The sequence below is a fragment of the Streptomyces sp. P3 genome, assembly GCF_003032475.1.
GTDB lineage: Bacteria > Actinomycetota > Actinomycetes > Streptomycetales > Streptomycetaceae > Streptomyces.
Map to the genome: position 1 here is coordinate 2721150 of NZ_CP028369.1, position 17944 is coordinate 2739093.

At 73.2% G+C, this 17944-nt stretch carries 15 protein-coding genes; 10 read left to right on the forward strand and 5 right to left on the reverse strand.

The genetic code is table 11. From position 1 onward, the window contains the following. Positions 1 to 20: 20 nt before the first annotated feature. Genes C6376_RS12290 through C6376_RS12300 form a run of 3 tightly spaced genes read right to left on the reverse strand, consistent with a single transcriptional unit; the run spans position 21 to position 2376 of the window. Positions 21 to 794 (reverse strand): enoyl-CoA hydratase/isomerase family protein, encoded by a 774-nt coding sequence (locus C6376_RS12290; RefSeq protein ID WP_107443449.1) that lies wholly within the window; start codon positions 792 to 794, stop codon positions 21 to 23. After that, the gene (locus tag C6376_RS12295) at positions 791 to 1207 is read right to left on the reverse strand and encodes a Zn-ribbon domain-containing OB-fold protein (RefSeq protein WP_107443450.1); all 417 of its coding nucleotides are present in this window, start codon (positions 1205 to 1207) and stop codon (positions 791 to 793) included. The genes C6376_RS12290 and C6376_RS12295 overlap by 4 nt, the downstream gene beginning before the upstream one ends. A gap of 23 nt (positions 1208 to 1230) precedes the next feature. Beyond that, on the reverse strand, positions 1231 to 2376 hold the full coding sequence (locus C6376_RS12300; RefSeq protein WP_107443451.1) for a lipid-transfer protein: 1146 nt from the start codon (positions 2374 to 2376) through the stop codon (positions 1231 to 1233). Positions 2377 to 2491: 115 nt separating this feature from the next. Between C6376_RS12300 and C6376_RS12305 the strand changes: the two genes are divergently transcribed. After that, positions 2492 to 4099, forward strand: a complete 1608-nt coding sequence (locus C6376_RS12305; protein ID WP_107448926.1) for a FadD3 family acyl-CoA ligase — start codon at positions 2492 to 2494, stop codon at positions 4097 to 4099. A 37-nt stretch (positions 4100 to 4136) separates the two neighbouring features. Then, complete coding sequence (locus C6376_RS12310; protein WP_107443452.1) at positions 4137 to 4349, forward strand: XRE family transcriptional regulator; 213 nt, start codon at positions 4137 to 4139, stop codon at positions 4347 to 4349. A gap of 94 nt (positions 4350 to 4443) precedes the next feature. Here the strand turns inward: C6376_RS12310 and C6376_RS12315 are convergent, their stop codons facing one another. Together C6376_RS12315 and C6376_RS12320 are read right to left on the reverse strand one after the other, a co-directional pair. Beyond that, positions 4444 to 4638, reverse strand: coding sequence for a hypothetical protein (locus tag C6376_RS12315; protein WP_107443453.1), 195 nt, complete (start codon positions 4636 to 4638; stop codon positions 4444 to 4446). 424 nt (positions 4639 to 5062) lie between these two features. After that, a complete protein-coding gene (locus tag C6376_RS12320) occupies positions 5063 to 8080 on the reverse strand; it encodes a BTAD domain-containing putative transcriptional regulator (protein WP_107443454.1) in 3018 nt (1005 codons plus the stop codon). A gap of 212 nt (positions 8081 to 8292) precedes the next feature. Between C6376_RS12320 and C6376_RS12325 the strand changes: the two genes are divergently transcribed. The 8 genes from C6376_RS12325 (at position 8293) to C6376_RS12360 (ending at position 17898) form a co-directional block, all read left to right on the forward strand. Next, positions 8293 to 9570, forward strand: a complete 1278-nt coding sequence (locus tag C6376_RS12325; RefSeq protein WP_254075918.1) for an amidohydrolase family protein — start codon at positions 8293 to 8295, stop codon at positions 9568 to 9570. Further along, positions 9567 to 10487, forward strand: a complete 921-nt coding sequence (locus C6376_RS12330) for an LLM class F420-dependent oxidoreductase (protein WP_367881042.1) — start codon at positions 9567 to 9569, stop codon at positions 10485 to 10487. Before C6376_RS12325 ends, C6376_RS12330 begins: the two co-directional genes overlap by 4 nt. 23 nt (positions 10488 to 10510) lie before the next feature. Continuing rightward, a complete protein-coding gene (locus C6376_RS12335) occupies positions 10511 to 11287 on the forward strand; it encodes an SDR family NAD(P)-dependent oxidoreductase (RefSeq protein WP_107443455.1) in 777 nt (258 codons plus the stop codon). A 113-nt stretch (positions 11288 to 11400) separates the two neighbouring features. Next, entirely contained in the window at positions 11401 to 12519 is a 1119-nt protein-coding gene (locus C6376_RS12340; RefSeq protein ID WP_107443456.1) for an LLM class flavin-dependent oxidoreductase, read from the forward strand. A 141-nt stretch (positions 12520 to 12660) separates the two neighbouring features. Next, entirely contained in the window at positions 12661 to 14391 is a 1731-nt protein-coding gene (locus C6376_RS12345) for an amidohydrolase family protein (protein WP_107443457.1), read from the forward strand. Next, positions 14388 to 15863 carry an aldehyde dehydrogenase family protein gene (locus C6376_RS12350; protein WP_254075919.1) on the forward strand — a complete coding sequence of 492 codons (1476 nt, stop codon included), beginning with the start codon at positions 14388 to 14390 and terminating at the stop codon, positions 15861 to 15863. The genes C6376_RS12345 and C6376_RS12350 overlap by 4 nt, the downstream gene beginning before the upstream one ends. 186 nt (positions 15864 to 16049) lie before the next feature. After that, positions 16050 to 16832, forward strand: coding sequence for an ALF repeat-containing protein (locus tag C6376_RS12355; RefSeq protein WP_107443458.1), 783 nt, complete (start codon positions 16050 to 16052; stop codon positions 16830 to 16832). A 196-nt stretch (positions 16833 to 17028) separates the two neighbouring features. Next, entirely contained in the window at positions 17029 to 17898 is an 870-nt protein-coding gene (locus tag C6376_RS12360; RefSeq protein WP_107443459.1) for an LLM class F420-dependent oxidoreductase, read from the forward strand. Positions 17899 to 17944 lie beyond the last annotated feature (46 nt).

Below are 17944 nucleotides of genomic sequence, written 5' to 3' on the forward strand. Positions count from 1 at the left end.
ATCGGCTGCTCCGCCGGAGCTCACCGTGTCCGGAACCCTCCGCCCCGGCGGCCGGTGAACAGCTCGGCCTGCTGATCGGAGGGCAGGTTGCCCAGCGCGATGAGGTGCGGGGCCTGCGCGAACGCCGTCGCGCGGGCCGCCTCCCGCGCCGACCACAGCGCCCGCACGGTGCCCTGGACGCCGCCCGGCGGGTACCCGGCGACGACCGCGGCGCAGGCCACGGCGGCCGGCAGCGCACCCCCGGCCTCGGTGAGTTCGGAGACGAGGCCGACCTCGTACGCGCGCCGGGCGGACATCCGTTCCGCGCCGCCCATCAGCATCATCCGGGCGACCTCCCCGTACGGCATCCGCTGCGCGAGCAGCACCGACTCGTACGCGCTGACCATTCCGTAGGTGGTGTGCGGGTCGAAGAACGCGGCGTCGGCCCCCGCGACGACGAACTCGCACTCCCCGAGCAGGTAGTAGGCGCCCCCGCAGGCCATCCCCTCCACCGCGGCGACGACCGGTTTCCACAGGTCGTTCGCCTTGGGGCCGACGGTGAGCAGCGGGTCGTCCTGCATGAAGGGCGAGCCGGGCTGCGGCACCACGGCGTCCCGGTCGATCCCGGTGGAGAACGCCCGCCCGCCGGCCCCGGTGAGGACGACGGCGCGCACGGAGTCGTCGAAGCGCAGCGCGCGCCAGATCCCCCGCAGCTCGTCGGCCGTCTCGAGGTCGACGGCGTTGAGCCGTTCCGGCCGGTCCAGGGTGACGACGGCGACGGCGGTCTTCTCGTCGACGTCCAGACGCACGCTCACGGGCGCTCCAGGACCCACTGCGCAAGCCCGTCCGCGCCGAAGACGGCCTGCACCCGGGCGCCGATGCGCACCCGGTCCGGCGGGACGGAGCCGAGGGCCGCCCCGGGCTCGCTCACCAGGTTGCCGACCAGCCGGATCCGGGGCGCCTCGGCCAGCTCGACGAGGAGCACGACGTAGGGGGCGTGCGCGGCGTAGTCGGGCAGCAGGGGCGGATGCGGGACGACGTAGGACCAGATCCGCCCGCGTCCCGAGGTCGCCCGCCACTCGCTCGCGAACGACCGGCAGTGCGGACAGCAGGGGCGGGGCGGGAAGCGGGGCTCGCCGCAGTCGGCGCAGGCCTGGACACGCAGTTCGCCTCGGGCGGCGTACTCCCAGAAGGGGGCGCCGTCGGCGTCGGGGACGGGGGTGAGCATCGTGGATCGACTCCTCGGCGCGGTCAGTTGCGGAGCAGCAGGGCGGACGTCGGGACGCCTTCGCCGGCGGTGACGAGGCAGGTGGCGGCGCCGGGGACCTGGGAGGTGCTGGTGCCGCGCAGCTGTTTGACGCCCTCGTTGATGAGGTTGAAGCCGTGCACGTAGGCCTCGCTCAGCCCGCCGCCGCCGGTGTTCAGGGGCAGCCGTCCGCCGGTCTCCAGGGCGCCGCCCTCGGTGAACGCGCCGCCCTCGCCCCGGCCGCAGAACCCGTAGCCCTCCAGGGAGAGCGGGACCAGGGGGGTGAACGCGTCGTAGATCTGGGCGACGTCGACGTCGTCAGGGGTGAAGTCGGCGTGTTTCCACAGGTGTCGGGCGGCCGCCCAGGCGGGCCCGGTGAGCGGGTCGTCGTTCCAGTAGTTGACCATGCCGTGATGCTGGGCGGGCAGGCCCTGGGCCGCGGAGTGGACGTAGACCGGGGCGCGGCGGCAGTCCCGCGCCCGCTCCCGGCCGACGATCACGCAGGCCAGCGCGCCGTCGGTCTCCAGGCAGTTGTCGTAGAGGCAGAGCGGTTCGCTGATCCACCGGGCGGTCATGTACATCTCGCGGGTGAGCGGCCGGTCGTACATGATCGCGGCCGGGTTCCGGTTGGCCCGGTTGCGGCAGGCGAGCGCGACGTTGAAGAGGTGGTCGCGGGTGGCGCCGTACTCGTGCAGGTAGCGGCGGGCCAGCATGGCTATCTCGTCGGCGGGCCGCAACAGGCCGTAGGGGCGTGTCCACTGGGCCGGGGTGGGCAGTTGGACGGACGTGTTGGTCCACGGGCGCGGCCCGCTGCCCCGCTTGCGCGAGCGCCAGGCGACGCCCACGGTGGCCTGCCCGGCGGCGATGGCGCCGGCGAGGTGCGCGACGGTGGCGCAGGACCCGCCGCCGCCGAAGCCGACCTTGCCGAAGTAGGTCAGGTCCCCGAAGCCGACGGCCTTCGCCAGCTCGACCTCGTCGGTCTCCTCCATGGTGTAGGAGGCGAGGGCGTCGACCTCGCCGGGGTCGATCCCGGCGTCGTCGAGGGCGGCGAGGACGGCCCGGCAGGCGAGGGCCCGCTCCGACTCCGGGAGGTGCTTGGCGAACGCGGTCTGGCCGATGCCGACGATGGCGGTGGCGTCCTTGAGGGTCACGCTGCACGCACCTCCGCGATGCGAAATGGCGGCTGACAGTCCGTCAGGCTACAGCTAATCTGACGGGTAGTCAGCTAATGGGCGGGAGGCCGTGATGCGCGAAGACGCGGACGTGATGCGCGCGGACGTGGAGTGGGGCAGCATTCCGGGCCTGGTGCGCGCGGCGGCCGAGCGGTACGCCGACGCCGAGGCGGTGGTGGACGGCCGCACCAGGATCGGTTACGCGGAACTCGGCGCCCGGGTCGAGCGTGCGGCGGCGGCCTGCCTGGCCAACGGGGTCGGGGCGGGCGACCGGGTCGGCGTCTGGGCCCCCAACTCGCTGGACTGGATCGTCGCGGCGCTGGGCGCGGTGTCGGCGGGGGCCGTGCTGGTCCCGGTCAACACCCGCTTCAAGGGCGTCGAGGCGGTGGACGTGCTGCGCCGGAGCGGGGCCCGGCTGCTGTTCGTGACGGGCGCCTTCCTCGGCACGTCGTACGTGGCGTCGCTGCGGCGGGCGGCGGGCGAGGGGGAGCGTGCCGGCCCGGGGCCGCTGCCCGGGCTGCCCGCCCTGGAACAGGTCGTCGTCCTCTCCGACGATGCCCCGGCCGACTTCCGGGCCTGGAAGGACTTCCTGGCGAGCGGGGACGGGGTCGGGCGGGCGCGGGTGCGGGCGCGGGCGGACGCGGTGCGCGGGGAGGATCCGTCGGACATCGTCTTCACCTCGGGCACGACGGGCCGCCCCAAGGGCGCGATGATCACGCACGCGCAGACCCTGCGGGCGTACGGGATCTGGACCGACCTGGCCGGGCTGCGGCACGGCGACCGCTACCTGATCGTGAACCCCTTCTTCCACACCTTCGGCTACAAGGCCGGCGTGATCGCCTGCCTGATGCGGGGGGCCACGATGATCCCGCAGCCGGTGTTCGACGTGGAGACGGTGCTGGCGAACGTCGCCGCGGAACGGGTGTCGGTGCTGCCCGGTCCACCGACACTGCACCAGTCGCTCCTGGACCACGCGTCCCGGGACAGGCACGACCTCTCGGCGCTGCGGCTGGTGGTGACGGGTGCGGCGGTGGTGCCGCTGCGGCTGGTCGAACGGCTGCGGGGCGAACTGGGCGTGGAGACGGTCCTCACCGCGTACGGCCTCTCGGAGGCGAGCGGCGTCGTCACGATGTGCCGCCGCAGCGACGACCCCACCGTCGTCGCCGCCACCTCGGGCCGCGCGATCCCGGGCACCGAGGTACGGGTGGACGCGGCGCCTGGGGAGCCCGGCGAGGTGCTGGTCCGGGGCTTCCACGTCATGCGCGGCTACTACGAGGACCCGGCGGCGACGGCTCGGGCGCTGACCCCCGACGGCTGGCTGCGCACGGGCGACGTGGGCGTCCTGGACGCGGCGGGCAACCTGCGTATCACCGACCGGATCAAGGACATGTTCATCGTCGGCGGCTTCAACGCCTACCCGGCGGAGATCGAGCGACTCCTCGGCCTGCACCCGGACGTGGCCGACGTCGCCGTGATCGGCGTGCCCGACCCCCGGCTGGGAGAGGTGGGCAGGGCGTACGTGGTGCGGCGGCCGGGCGCGGTGTCCACGTCCGACGACCTGATCGCCTGGTCCCGGCGCGAGATGGCGAACTACAAGGTGCCGCGGACGGTGGAGTTCGTGAGCGCGCTCCCGCGCAACGCCAGCGGCAAGGTGCTGAAGGGCGAGCTGCGGGGGCGGCGCCGACGTCCCCCGGTGGAGTGAACGGGTCTGCAACCCGCACGGCGAACTTAATGCTTGCATTACGTGGCTCGCCGAGCTCCGCCGGGAGCAGGATCTCACCCAGCGTGACATCGCCGACTCCATGGGGGTGTCCGCCCCCCGGATCTCGGCGATCGAGCACGGGGAGATCGATCGCACGGAGGTCGCCACCCTGCGCTCCTACGTGCGGGCCCTGGGCGGCGAACTCAGGATCGTCGCGGACTTCGGGGACACGCATTACACGGTGGCGTGACCGGCCGCGGCCCGACCGGCTCCGGACACGCCTCGGCCGCGACGGCTCCCCCTCCGCGCCGCCGCGGCCGATCCCCGTGCGATGTGGCTCTGTGTCAGGCCGTCTCGTCGGTCGCGTGGAAGTCGGCCGGCTTGTTCAGCGGCTCGGTCGTGGCGTGGAAGTCCTTGGTGGTGATCTCCTCGCCCGCGGCCTGCGCCGGCTTCGAGTCGGCGACGACCGCCGGGGCCTCGGCCTTCTCGCTCGTCGCGTGGAAGTCGGCGGGCTTGACGGTGCCGGTGTTGTCGGCCATGAGGTGACTCCTAGGAACGTGAAGCGGGATGGAACGGAGTGGGCGGGACCCGCCCGGCAGTTCCCCCGTGAATTGCCGGGCGGGTCTCGCAAGGCCGTTCACCCTAGGGGGTGTCCCGTGGCCTGATGCACAGGACCCCCGCCCACCGGCGCGGCCGTCGTACCGAGCCGTCTGCCCCCCGACACGACGGTCCGGCTCAACTGACACTGCCGGATGGCGATAAACAAACGATGAACGCGTTTCGGGACCGCCGGACGGACACCCCTCGGGACCGCCGGACGGACACCCCTCGGGACCGCCGGACGGACACCCCTCGGGACCGCCGGCCGTGTACCGCGCCGGGCCGCCGGCCGCACGTCCGAGTGGGACGGTCCCCACCCGGTCGGACCCCGCCCGGCCGTGCGGGCGTCCAGCGCCCCGCCGCTCATCCCACCGGCGCCGAGGCCAGCAGCGCGCGGACGTCCGCCGCCTCCGGGGAGCCCAACGTCTCGAACACCGACAGGGCCTCCTGCCAGCACACCCTCGCCCGGTCGAGCTGGCCGACGCCGTGCAGGCCGCGGCCGAGAGCCGTCAGCACGTTGGCGCGCCGCCAGTCCCCGCCGATGCCGTGCAGGACGGCGAGGGCCTGTTCGGCGCAGGCCGCGGCGCGGGCCGGGCCGTGGTCGGCGAGATGCAGCTCGGCGAGCCGGAACAGGGTCATGCCGTGCCACAGCTGCTGCCGGGCGTCCTGGAACATGCCGAGCGCGTCGGTGAGCGCCCGAAGCGCCGGCCCGATCTCGCCGGAGCTGGTCAGGGCCAGCCCCAGCGCGTACTTTCCGTTGGCCAGGCGCAACGCCATGCCGGTGTCGTCGCGCTCGTAGATGGTGACGCCCTGCCGGGCCAGGGACACGGCGCTCTCGGTGCGGCCGGTCGCCAGGTGGACCCGGGACAGGTTGCACAGGGCGCTGGCCTCGCCCGGGGTGTTCCGGTCTGCGCGGAAGGCGGCCAGCGCCTTCGTGAGGTGCTGCTCGGCCTCGTCGTGCCGCCCGTTGTAGAGGGCGATGATGCCCTGCTGGTTGGGCGCCTGGGCGCAGACCACGGGGTCCTGGGCGGCGAGGCCCAGCGTCAGTGCCGCGCCCGCCTCGCGGTCCGACTCCGCGAACTGACCTGACACACCCAGAATGTGACTGTGCATCAGGCGCGCACGGCCCTCCGCGTAGGGGTCCCGGTTCTGCTGGGCGGCCGCGACCACCGCGGTGGCGGCCAGCACGTACTGGCGTGAGCTGATCCCCGACTCCCCGAGGTCGACGGCCGCGAGCAGCAGATCGGCGGCTCGCCGCAGCATGCCGGCCGTCCCGGCCTGCTGCACCGCCGCGAGCAGTCCGCTCGCCTCGGTGAACAGCCAGTCCAGCGCCTGGCCCCGGTCGCGGAAGGCCAGCCCCGGGTAGTCGCCGCGGCTCAGGTGGTCCAGCACCCGCTCCCCGGGCCGCTCGATCGCGTAGACGCCCGTCGCGGTCGCCAGATAGAAGTCGAGCAGCCGCGTCATCGCCACCTCCCTTCCCCCCTGCCCGAAGGGCGTGGGAGGTGCCCCCACGCCGGCCTCCTGCTCGTCGCGTTCCGCGCACGCCCGGGCGTACAGCCGGACCAGATCGTGGTACCGGTAGCGGCCGGGCGCCGCGGACTCCAGCAGGGAGGTGTCCACCAGGGACTCCAGCAGGTCCTCGGCCTCCTCCGGCGGCAGGTCCAGGACCGCCGCGGCGGCCCGCAGGGAGATGTCCGGACCGTCCGCGAGGCCCAGCAGGCGGAACGCGCGGGCCTGGGCCGGCTCCAGCGCCCCGTAGCCCAGCTCGAACGTCGCCTTCACCGCGAGGTCGCCCGCCTGGAGCTCGTCCAGCCGCCGCCGCTCGTCGGCCAGTTTGGCGGCGAGCACCGAGACGGTCCAGGTGCGGCGGGACGCCAGCCGGGACGCCGCGATGCGGATGGCCAGCGGGAGGAAGCCGCAGGCCGCGACCACGTCCAGGGCGGCCTCCCGCTCCGACGCCACCCGCTCCTCGCCCACGATCCGGGTGAACAGGGTCAGCGCCTCGTCCGGGGACATCACGTCCAGGTCGACCAGGTGGGCCCCGGCCAGGTCCACCATCCGCACTCGTGAGGTGACCAGCGCCGCGCAGCCCTCCGTGCCCGGCAGCAGGGGACGCACCTGGGCGGCGTCCCGCGCGTTGTCCAGCAGCACCAGGATCCGGCGCCCGTCCAGGAGCGAGCGGTACAGCGCCGCCCGTTCCTCCAGCGAGTCCGGGATCGCCGACTCCGCGGTGCCGAGGGCGCGCAGGAAGGCGCCGAGGACGGTCTCCGGCTCCGCCGCCCGCGCCCCGGCGCCCTGCAGGTCGACGTACAGCTGACCGTCGGGGAAGACCGGGCGGGCCCGGTGCGCCACGTGCACCGCGAGGGTCGTCTTGCCCACGCCGCCGATGCCCGCCAGCGCCGACACGGCCATCACCCCGCCGGCGCCGCCGCCGCCGGCCTCCGCCAGCACCTCGCTCAGTTCCGCCACGAAGGCCGCCCGGCCGGTGAAGTCCGGCACGTTCGCCGGGAGTTGCGCGGGGCGCACCCGCACCACCGCCGGTTCCGCCGCGGCCGCCGTCGGCTCCGCCAGCTCCGGATCGGCCTGGAGGATGCGGCGCTGCAACTCCCGCAGTCCCGCCCGCGGGTCCACGCCCAGCTCCTCCGCCAGCAGCCGCCGGGTGTCCGCGTAGACCGCCAGCGCCTCCGCCTGCCGGCCGCTGCGGTACAGCGCCAGCATCAGCAGTTCGCGCAGCCGCTCGCGCAGCGGGTAGGCGGCCGTCAGCGCGGTCAGCTCCGACACGGCCTCGGTGTGGCAGCCCTGCTCCAGGTCCATGTCCAGGCGGGATTCCAGCAGCCCCAGCCGCCACTCCTCCAGACGCACGCGCTGCGCCTCCGCGTAGGGCCCGGGGACGCCGGCCAGCGTCTCGCCGTCCCAGAGGCCGAGCGCCCGGTTCAGGGTCTCGCGGGCCCGGCACAGGTCCCCGGCCGCCCTCGCCTTGTCGGCCTCCGCCGCGAACTCCTGTGCCACCGCCAGGTCCAGGGCACCCTCGCCCAGCCCGCGCACGGCGTAGCCGCCCGACTCGCTCACCAGGGTGCCCGGGTCCAGCGTCTTGCGCAGCCGTGAGGCGTACGTCCGCACCGCGGCCAGCGCCTGCGAGGGCGGATCCTCGCCCCACAGCGCGTCGATCAGCTCGCCGGCCGTCGCGGTACGGCCCTCGCGCAGCAACAGGGCGGCCAGCAGCGCGCGTTGCTGGGGACCGCCGGTGGCCAGCTGTTCCTCGCCGCGCCGGGCGCGCACCGGGCCGAGCACATCGAAGCGCAGCGCGGCCGGCTCCTCGGCCGCGCCGGAGCGCCTCTGCTGCGGCACACGCGGGCCGCCGTGCTCTGCGCGGTCGTCCATCAAGGGCTCCCCTTAGGCATCCGAAGTACCGAGGTCCAGTTTGCCCTGTCCATGCCGGAAGCGTCAGTCGCGCGTGACGCCGATCACAGAGTGCTGCACGGGAGTTCACGGACCTCGCACAGTCGTGGGGGCACACATCCGGCCACGGCCGGCCGACGGCGGTGCCCGCACGCTAGCTGACGCACCGTCAGATCGGCGCTACCGTGCCTTCCATGGACTCCTCACCCGCCGCGTCGCCTGCCACCACGCCCGTCGCCGCCTCACCCGTCGCCGCGCCGCTCCCTCGGATCATCTCCGTCGACGACCACACCGTGGAGCCGAGCACCGTCTGGCAGGACCGCCTGCCGAAGAAGTACCTGGACACCGGACCCCGTGTCGTCCGTGCCCCGCTGAAGGAGATGACCTTCCTCGGCGGCCGCTTCAAGCCCGTCATGGGCGATCCCGGCGACGACGGGCCGATCGGCGACTGGTGGGTCTACGAGGACCTGCACCGCCCGCTCACCCGCCTCGACACCGCCGTCGGATTCAGCCGGGACGAGATCAAGCTGGAGGTCATCACCTACGAGCAGATGCGCCCGGGCTCGTACGACGTCCCCTCCCGGCTCGCCGACATGGACGTCAACCACGTCCAGTCCGCCCTGTGCTTCCCCACCTTCCCGCGCTTTTGCGGCCAGACCTTCACCGAGGCCGCCGACCGTGAGCTGGGCCTGCTGTGCGTGCGCGCCTACAACGACTGGACGGTGGAGGAGTGGTGCGGCCCGCAGGCGGCGGGGCGGCTGATCCCGCTCACCCTGGTCCCGCTGTGGGACGCCGAGCTGGCGGCCGCGGAGGTCCGGCGCAACGCCGCCCGCGGGGTGCGCGCGGTCGCCTTCTCCGAGATACCCCCGCACCTCGGCCTGCCCTCCGTGCACACCGACCACTGGGACCCCTTCCTCGCCGCCTGCGACGAGACCGGCACGGTCGTCGCCATGCACATCGGCTCCAGCAGCCGTATGCCGTCCACCTCGGAGGACGCCCCGCCCGCCGTCGGCTCCACCATCACCTTCGCCAACTGCTGCTTCTCGATGGTCGACTGGCTGATGAGCGGCAAGTTCGAGCGCTTCCCGAACCTGAAGGTGATGTACGCGGAGGGCCAGATCGGCTGGATCCCCTACATCCTGGAGCGCGCCGACGTGGTGTGGGAGGAGAACCGCGGCTGGGGCGGGGTCGCCGACAAGGTCCACCGGCCGCCGTCCGAGCTCTTCGCCGACCACGTCTACGGCTGCTTCTTCGACGATGCCTTCGGGCTGCGCAACCTCGACTCCGTCGGCGTCGGCAACGTCCTCTACGAGACCGACTACCCGCACTCCGACTCCACCTGGCCCAAGTCGCGGGAGGTCGGCGAGGCGCAGATGGGGCACCTGCCCCCGGACGTGGTGGAGCGGATCGTGCGGGGCAACGCGATCGAGCTGCTGGGGCTGACCGAGGACGGCCTGTGGAGCCCCCGGTGAGCCTCGCGTACGGCATCCAGCTCCCGGTCCAGTCCCAGTCCACGATGTACGCCGAACCGTGGGAGGCCGACGCCGGGCCCGCCGACCTCGTCGAGATCGCCCGGGCCGCCGACCGGGCCGGCTTCGCCTACGTCGCCGCCTGCGACCACGTGGCGATCCCGCGCCGGCTGGCCGAGGCCATGAGCACGGTCTGGTACGACCCCGTGGCCACCCTCGCCCACCTCGCGGCCGTGACGACGCGCGTCCGCCTGCTCAGCCACGTCGCCGTCGTCGGCCTGCGCCACCCCCTCGTCACGGCCAAGCAGTACGCGACCCTCGACCACCTCAGCGGGGGCCGGCTGGTCCTCGGGGTCGGCGCGGGGCACGTGCGGGAGGAGTTCGAGGCGCTGGGCGCCGACTTCGAGCGGCGCGGCACGGTCCTGGACGAGACGATCGACGCCCTGCGCGTCGCCCTCGGGCCGGACGAGTTCCCCTCCCACCACGGGAAGGCGTACGACTTCGAGGGGCTCGGGCAGCGGCCCCGCCCCGCGCAGGCCCGCGTCCCCGTGTGGGTGGGCGGCTCCTCCCCGGCCGCCGTGCGCCGCGCCGCGCTCCGGGGCGACGGCTGGCTGCCCCAGGGCGACCCGCGGGACCGGCTGTCCGCACAGATCGAGCGGATCCGGCGGCTGCGCGCCGAGGCCGGCGTCGAGGAGCCGTTCACCGTCGGCGCCATCACCGAGCCCCTGTACGTCGGCACGCCGTCCTGGAACGTCGGCCGCCGCACCCTCACCGGGCCCCCGCAGGCCCTCGCCGCGTCGCTGAGCGCCTACCCGCGGATGGGCGTCGACCAGATCCAGGTCCGGTTCCGCTGCCGCGGCCGCTCCGAACTCATCGACCAGATCAGCGCGTTCGGGGCCGAGGTCGCCCCGCACCTGTGAACCCGACGTCACGGAGGACAGCCATGGGCAAGGGCAAGCTGGACGGGCGCGTCGTCATCGTCACCGGAGCCGCACGCGGCCAGGGCGAACAGGAGGCGCGGCTCTTCGCCGAGGAGGGGGCGCGGGTGGTCGTCGCCGACGTCCTTCAGGAACAGGGCCGGGCGCTCGCCGAGGAGATCGACGCCCTGTACGTCCCGCTCGACGTCGGCAGCGAGGAGGCCTGGCGGTCGGCCGTGCGTGCCGCGCAGCAGGCGTACGGGCACATCGACGGCCTGGTCAACAACGCCGGAATCCTGCGCTTCAACGCGCTCACCGACACCCCCCTCGACGAGTTCATGCAGGTCGTGAAGGTCAACCAGGTCGGCTGCTTCCTCGGCGTCAAGACGGTCGCGCCGGTGATGTCCGACGGGGGCACGATCGTCAACACGGCCTCGTACACCGCGGTGACCGGGATGGCGGCGGTGGGCGCGTACGCGGCCACCAAGCACGCGATCCTCGGGCTCACCCGGGTCGCCGCGCTGGAACTCGCGCCGCGGGGCATCCGGGTCAACGCCGTGTGCCCGGGCGCGGTCGACACCGCGATGTCCAACCCCTCGCTGCTGGACCCGGACGCGGATCAGGAGGAGAGCGCGAAGGCCATCGACGGGCTGTACCGCAAGCTCGTGCCGCTGGGCCGGATCGGCCGCCCGGAGGAGGTGGCCCGCCTCGCGCTGTTCCTCACCTCGGAGGACTCCTCCTACATCACCGGGCAGCCGTTCGTGATCGACGGGGGATGGCTCGCCGGCGTCACCATCATCTGACTGTACGTCAGCTATTGACCCTCCTCGCGGGTGGTGCGACAGTCGGGCCAGCTGATCTGACGGACCGTCAGAATCAGATCCGTGGACTTCAGAACCGGGGATGGTGAACCTCCTTGGAATTCGGGCTCTTTGTACAGGGATACGTGGGCAAGCGCGCCGAGACCGATCCGCTCGCCGAGCACAAGGCGCTGATGGAGGAGACCGAGTACGTCATCCAGGCGGACAGGGCCGGGTTCAAGTACGCCTGGGCGTCCGAGCACCACTTCCTGGAGGAGTACTCGCACCTCTCCGCCAACGACGTCTTCCTCGGCTACCTCGCCCACGCGACCGACCGCATCCACCTCGGCTCGGGCATCTTCAACCCGCTGGCCCAGGTCAACCACCCGGTGAAGGTCGCCGAGAAGGTCGCCATGCTCGACCACCTCAGCGAGAACCGCTTCGAGTTCGGCAGCGGACGCGGCGCCGGCTCGCACGAGATCCTCGGCTTCCTCCCCGGCATCACCGACATGAACCACACGAAGGAGATCTGGGAGGAGACCATCGCCGAGTTCCCCAAGATGTGGCTCCAGGACGAGTACGAGGGCTTCCAGGGCAAGCACTGGCAGCTCCCGCCGCGCAAGATCCTGCCGAAGCCGTACGGGAAGTCGCACCCGGCGATGTGGTACGCGGCGGGGTCGCCGCCCTCGTACGCGATGGCCGCCCGCAAGGGCCTCGGCGTGCTGGGCTTCAGCATCCAGAAGGTCTCCGACATGGAATGGGTGCTGGAGCAGTACAAGACGGCCGTCGTGAACGCCGAGCCGATCGGGGACTTCGTCAACGACAACGTGATGGTGACGACGACGGCGATCTGCGCGCCCACCCACGACGAGGCTATCCGGATCGCCGTCGAGGGCGAACTGCACTACCTGCCCTCGCTGGTGTTCCGCTACCACGACACCTTCCCGCGCCCCGAGGGCTTCCCGGTCTGGCCGGAGACCCTGCCGGAGTACAACGCCGAGTTCGTCGAGCTGCTCATCGAGGAGGAGCTGCTGATCTGCGGCGATCCCGACGAGGTGACGCGGCAGTGCAAGCGGTGGGAACAGGCGGGCGCGGACCAGCTGTCCTTCGGGCTGCCGGTGGGGGTGCCCAGGGAGGAGACGCTGCAGACGATCCGGCTGATCGGGGAGCACGTCATCCCGAAGATCGACACGGATCCCGTGCACCGCACCACGCGGTTCCGGCAGGGCGCGTAGCCGCTGTCGGCGGACCGGCGGGGCGCGTACGCGCCGTAGGTGTGCGGGCCGTTCGGCGGTCGCGAGCCCGTCGTGGCCGGTCGTGCAGTTCCCCGCGCCCCTGAGCGGTGCTGCCCGCAACGGAGTTGAGGAGGAGCTCTCATGCTCGATCACGTCATCAAGGGAGCGACCGTCGTCGACGGGACCGGTGCGCCCGCCTTCACGGCCGACGTCGGCATCCGGGACGGGCGGATCGCCTTCGTCGGTGAGGTCGCCGAGGAGGCCCGGACGTCCGAGGACGCGGCCGGCCTCGTCCTCGCCCCCGGGTTCGTCGATCCGCACACCCACTACGACGCCCAGCTGTTCTGGGACCCGTACGCCACCCCGTCCCTGAACCACGGGGTGACCACGGTCGCGGCCGGGAACTGCGGCTTCACCCTTGCGCCGCTCAACCCGGCCCGCCCCGGGGACGCCGACTACACCCGCCGCATGATGTCCAAGGTGGAGGGCATGTCGCTGGTCGCCCTCGAGGAGGGCGCGCCCTGGAACTGGAACGGCTTCGGGGAGTACCTGGACGCCCTGGAGGGACGGATCGCCGTCAACGCCGGCTTCATGGTGGGGCACTGCGCGCTGCGGCGGTACGTGATGGGCCCGGACGCGGTGGGCGGACAGCCCGACGAGGCGCAGCTGGCGGAGATCGTCCGGCTGCTGCACGACGCCATGGACGCCGGCGCCTGGGGATTCTCCACCACGCAGTCCTCGACCCACTCCGACGGGGACGGGCGGCCCGTGGCCTCCCGGCACGCCCGGCCCGAGGAACTGCTCGCGCTGTCCCGGGCGGTGGGCGAGCACGAGGGAACACAGATCGAGGCGATCGTCGCGGGCTGCCTCGACCAGTTCAGCGACGCCGAGATCGAGCTGTTCGCGGAGATGAGCGCAGCCGCCGGACGCCCCCTGAACTGGAACGTCCTCACCGTCGACGCGGCCGTGCCGGAACGGGTGCCCCGACAGCTCATGGCGAGCGAACGCGCGCGCAAGGCGGGCGGCAGGGTGGTGGCGCTCACCATGCCGATCCTCACGCCGATGAACATGTCGCTGGGCACGTTCTGCGCGCTGAACCTGATCCCGGGGTGGGGGCCGGTCCTCGCCCTGCCGGTCCCGCAGCGCATCGAGCAACTGCGCGACCCGGCCGTGCGGGCGGAGATGCTGCGGCGGGCGGACTCGAAGGAGGCGGGCGTCTTCCGGCGGCTGAGCGACTTCGGGCGGTACGTCATCGGCGACACCTACAGCGAGGCCAACGCGGGACTCACCGGCCGGGTGGTACGGGACATCGCCGCAGAACGCGGCCTGGACCCCTTCGCCTGCCTGGTCGAGATCTGCGCCGCCGACGGGCTGCGCACCGTCCTGTGGCCGATGCCGACGGACAACGACAGCGACTCGTGGGCCCTGCGGGCGGAGGTCTGGAACCACGAGGACGTCCTGCTCGGCGGTTCCGACGCGGGCGCGCACCTGGACCGCATGTGCGGGGCGCCCTACACCACCCGCTTCCTCGGCGACTGTCTGCGCGGCCGGAAGCTGGCCGGTCTGGAACAGGCCGTGAAGATGCTGACGGACGACCCGGCGAGGCTGTTCGGGCTGCGGGAGCGGGGCCGGATCCAGGAGGGCTTCCATGCCGACCTCGTCCTGTTCGACCCGGAGCGGATCGACGCGGGCAAGGCCACTTTGGTGCACGACCTGCCGGGTGACAGTCCGCGGCTGGACTCCAAGGCCCTCGGGGTGCGCGCGGTGTGGGTGAACGGCGTGGCGGCCATCCGCGACGACGTGGTGACGGGCGCCGTGCCGGGACGTGTGCTGCGCTCGGGGCGGGACACGAGGACGGTGAGCACCAGGTGAACGACGCGCAGGGACCGGTCGTCGGTGAAGCGCAGCGGCTGTTCGTCGGCGGGGACTGGGTCGAGCCCCACGGCGGACACTACGAGGTCCTCGACCCGGCGACCGAGCGGACCGTCGGCCGGGCGCCTGAGGCTTCGCCGGATCAGGTGCGCGAGGCCTGCGCGGCGGCCCGCGAGGCCCTCGGACCGTGGTCGCGCACCCCGCCGGAGGAGCGGGCGGCGGTGCTGGCCCGGGCGGCCGACCTCATCCGGGCCCGGCTGCTGCCGTACGCCGGACTCGCGCAGGCGGAGACCGGCGCCACCACTGCTACGGCGCGCGCGATGCAGGTCGGGGTGGCCGTGGCGCGGTTCCGCCGGTACGCGCGTGTGGAGCCCGCCGAGTGGCCGATCGCACCGCAGATCAACGAGGCCGGACCGATGGGGAGGGCGGGCGTGATGGGGGCGCTCGCCGTGCGCCAGCCGGTCGGCGTCGTCGCCTGCGTCACCTCGTACAACAACCCGTGGGCGAACCCGGCGGGGAAGGTCGCGCCCGCCCTCGCGATGGGCAACACGGTGGTCGTGAAGCCGGCCCCGCAGGACCCCCTGTCCGTCTACCGGATGGCGGAGGCGCTGGAGGAGGCGGGCGTCCCGCGCGGTGTGGTCAACGTCGTCTCCGGGCGCGCGGTCGCGGTCGGCGAGACGGCGGTGTCCTCGCCGGACGTCGACATGGTGAGCTTCACCGGCTCGACGGCCGTCGGACAGCGCATCGCCGAGGCGTGCGGCCGGGACATGCGGCGTCAGCTGATGGAGCTGGGCGGGAAGGGCGCCGCGGTCGTCCTCGACGACGCGGACCTCGCGTCGGCGGTGGCCGGCATCGGTACCACCTTCTCCTTCTACAGCGGCCAGATCTGCACCGCCCCGACGCGGGTGCTGGCGCAGCGCGGGGTGTACGACCGGCTGGTGGAACAACTGGCGCTGTACGCAGGCCGGTTGAAGGTCGGTGATCCGAGGGCGGCGGACACGGTGGTCGGACCGGTGATCTCGGCCGCGCACCGGGACCGGGTGGAGTCGTACGTCGAACTGGGGCGCAAGGAGGGCGCGGTGGTCGTCGCGGGCGGCGAACGCCCGCCGCCGGAACGCGGGTTCTACGTCGCCCCGACCGTCCTCGCCGACTGCACGAACGACATGCGGGCGGTGCGCGAGGAGATCTTCGGCCCCGTGGTGACGGTCGTCCCGTTCGACGACGAGGAGGAGGGCGTCGCCCTCGCCAACGACAGCGACTACGGCCTCATCGACTACGTCTGGTCGGCGGACGTGGCCCGTGCCTTCCGGGTGGCCCGCCGGCTGCGGTCGGGCGGCGTCGGCGTCAACACCGTGGGCCGCAACATGGAGGCACCGTTCGGCGGGTTCAAGAAGAGCGGCGTGGGCCGCGACGTCGGCTCGTACGCGCTGCACGCCTACAGCGAGGTGCAGGCCATCGTCTGGCCGGGCTGAGCCCGATGCGGGGCGCGGGCAACCGTGTTGGGTTCAAAGGGAGTTGAGATTCCCTCCGGGCGGTTCGATGATGTGTGAACACGGCATCGAAAGCCGACGGGGACTGCCGGTTTCCGGCAGTGCGTCACGTGGCGCACGGGGGCGAGGATCCTCGCAGCGAACGCCACACAACGGAGGAACACACTCATGCGACAGCATCGCGCCGCTCTGCTCGTCACGGCCACCGCTCTGGCCCCGGCCCTGCTCTTCACCACCCCGGCGTTCGCCACCGGCACGGCGACGACCACGGCGGCGTCGGCGGCGGCCGCGACGAGCCCCGCGGCGACGACCGACACGCCCGTGGACGAGATGTCGCTGGACGACCTCCGCGTCGCGGTCGTGCGCATCCTCGGCGACAAGGCCTCCGGCAAGGCGGTGGTCCGGGAGGCCAACCGGGCCCTGGACGCCGGCACCGCGGACGCGCTGCGCGCGTTCCTGAAGACCGGGTTCCGTCTCGCCCGGGCCGAGGACGACCGGGTGGCCGTCGCCCGCATCCTGGGCGACAAGGCTTCCGGCAAGGCGGTGGTGCGGGAGGCCAACAGGGCGCTGGACGCCGGTACGCCGGAGGCGCTGCGCGCGTTCCTGGAGACCGGGTTCCGTCTCGCCCGGGCCGAGGACGACCGGGTGGCCGTCGCCCGCATCCTGGGCGACAAGGCTTCCGGCAAGGCGGTGGTGCGGGAGGCCAACAGGGCGCTGGACGCCGGTACGCCGGAGGCGCTGCGCGCGTTCCTGGAGACCGGGTTCCGTCTCGCCCGGGCCGAGGACGACCGGGTCGCCGTCGCCCGCATCCTGGCCGACCCGACCATCAGCAAGGCCCTGCGCGCCGCGGCCGAGAAGGCCATCGACGGCACGCCGGAGGAACTGCGCCACTTCCTGGAGGTCGGCCAGTACGAGGCCAAGGTCAAGGCCAAGGCCAAGGCCAAGCGCTGACGCCCGAGCCGGTGCGCCCGAGGCTCCCCGGGCCTCGGGCGCACCGGCTCCGTACGTCCGCAGCGGTAATGCCGACCAGTCGGTATGGACAGTTGCCGTGCCGCCCGGTACAGATGGGGATCGCACCCGCACGCCCGGGGGTCGCCACCCCGCGACGACGCCGTCGACAGAGCCGCACGCAGCGAAAGGCCCGCCCATGCGCATCGCCGTCACGATCTTCCTCACCGACGAGACGATCACCCCCGTCCGCCTCGCCCGTGAGCTGGAGCAGCGCGGGTTCGCCGGGCTCTACCTGCCCGAGCACACGCACATCCCCGTCGAGCGCACCACCCCCTACCCCGCCGGCGGCGACCTGCCCCGCGAGTACGGCCGCACCCTCGATCCGTTCGTCGCGCTCGGGCAGGCGGCGGCGGTCACACAGACGCTGGGCCTGGGCACCGGCATCACGCTCGTCGCCCAGCACGACCCGATCGACCTGGCCAAGCAGATCGCGACCGTCGACCATCTCTCCGGCGGCCGGTTCACCCTGGGCCTCGGCTACGGCTGGAACGTGGAGGAGGCCGCCGACCACGGGGTGCAGTGGCGGACACGGCGCGAACTGGTCCGGGACCGGATGCGGCTGATGCAGGCACTGTGGGCGGACGAGCCGACGGCGTACGAGGGCGAGTACGCAAGCGTGCGGGCCAGCTCCGCGTACCCCAAGCCCGTGCAGAAGCCGCGCGGACCGGTCGTCGGCCCCCGCACGCTCGTCGGCGGGGCCGCCGGGCCGAAGCTGTTCTCGCACATCTGCGAGTACGCCGACGGCTGGCTGCCGATCGGCGGCCGCGGCCTCTCCGAGTCGCTGCCCGTCCTGCGGACCGCCTGGGCGGACGCCGGCCGCGACCCGTCCGCCCTCCAGGTCGTGCCGTACGCCGTCCATCCGTCCCCGGGCAAGCTCGCCCACTACGCCGAGCTCGGCATCGACGAGGTCGTGGTCCAGCTCCCGCCCGCCGGTGAGGCGGAGGTGCTCGGCCTCCTCGACGGGTACGGCGCGTACCTCACCGACGCCAGCGGCGCCGTGCGATGACCTCGCGCGAGGGACGGGCCGGGCGTCCCGTCGGCTGTGATCAGCC

What these genes read in the sequence shown, in the direction of transcription:
- C6376_RS12295 (WP_107443450.1), bottom strand. Translation starts at nt 1,207, where the DNA reads ATGCTCACCCCCGTCCCCGACGCCGACGGCGCCCCCTTCTGGGAGTAC.
- C6376_RS12305 (WP_107448926.1), top strand. Translation starts at nt 2,492, where the DNA reads ATGCGCGCGGACGTGGAGTGGGGCAGCATTCCGGGCCTGGTGCGCGCG.
- C6376_RS12315 (WP_107443453.1), bottom strand. Translation starts at nt 4,638, where the DNA reads ATGGCCGACAACACCGGCACCGTCAAGCCCGCCGACTTCCACGCGACG.
- C6376_RS12320 (WP_107443454.1), bottom strand. Translation starts at nt 8,080, where the DNA reads ATGGACGACCGCGCAGAGCACGGCGGCCCGCGTGTGCCGCAGCAGAGG.
- C6376_RS12325 (WP_254075918.1), top strand. Translation starts at nt 8,293, where the DNA reads ATGGACTCCTCACCCGCCGCGTCGCCTGCCACCACGCCCGTCGCCGCC.
- C6376_RS12335 (WP_107443455.1), top strand. Translation starts at nt 10,511, where the DNA reads ATGGGCAAGGGCAAGCTGGACGGGCGCGTCGTCATCGTCACCGGAGCC.
- C6376_RS12345 (WP_107443457.1), top strand. Translation starts at nt 12,661, where the DNA reads ATGCTCGATCACGTCATCAAGGGAGCGACCGTCGTCGACGGGACCGGT.
- C6376_RS12355 (WP_107443458.1), top strand. Translation starts at nt 16,050, where the DNA reads ATGCGACAGCATCGCGCCGCTCTGCTCGTCACGGCCACCGCTCTGGCC.
- C6376_RS12360 (WP_107443459.1), top strand. Translation starts at nt 17,029, where the DNA reads ATGCGCATCGCCGTCACGATCTTCCTCACCGACGAGACGATCACCCCC.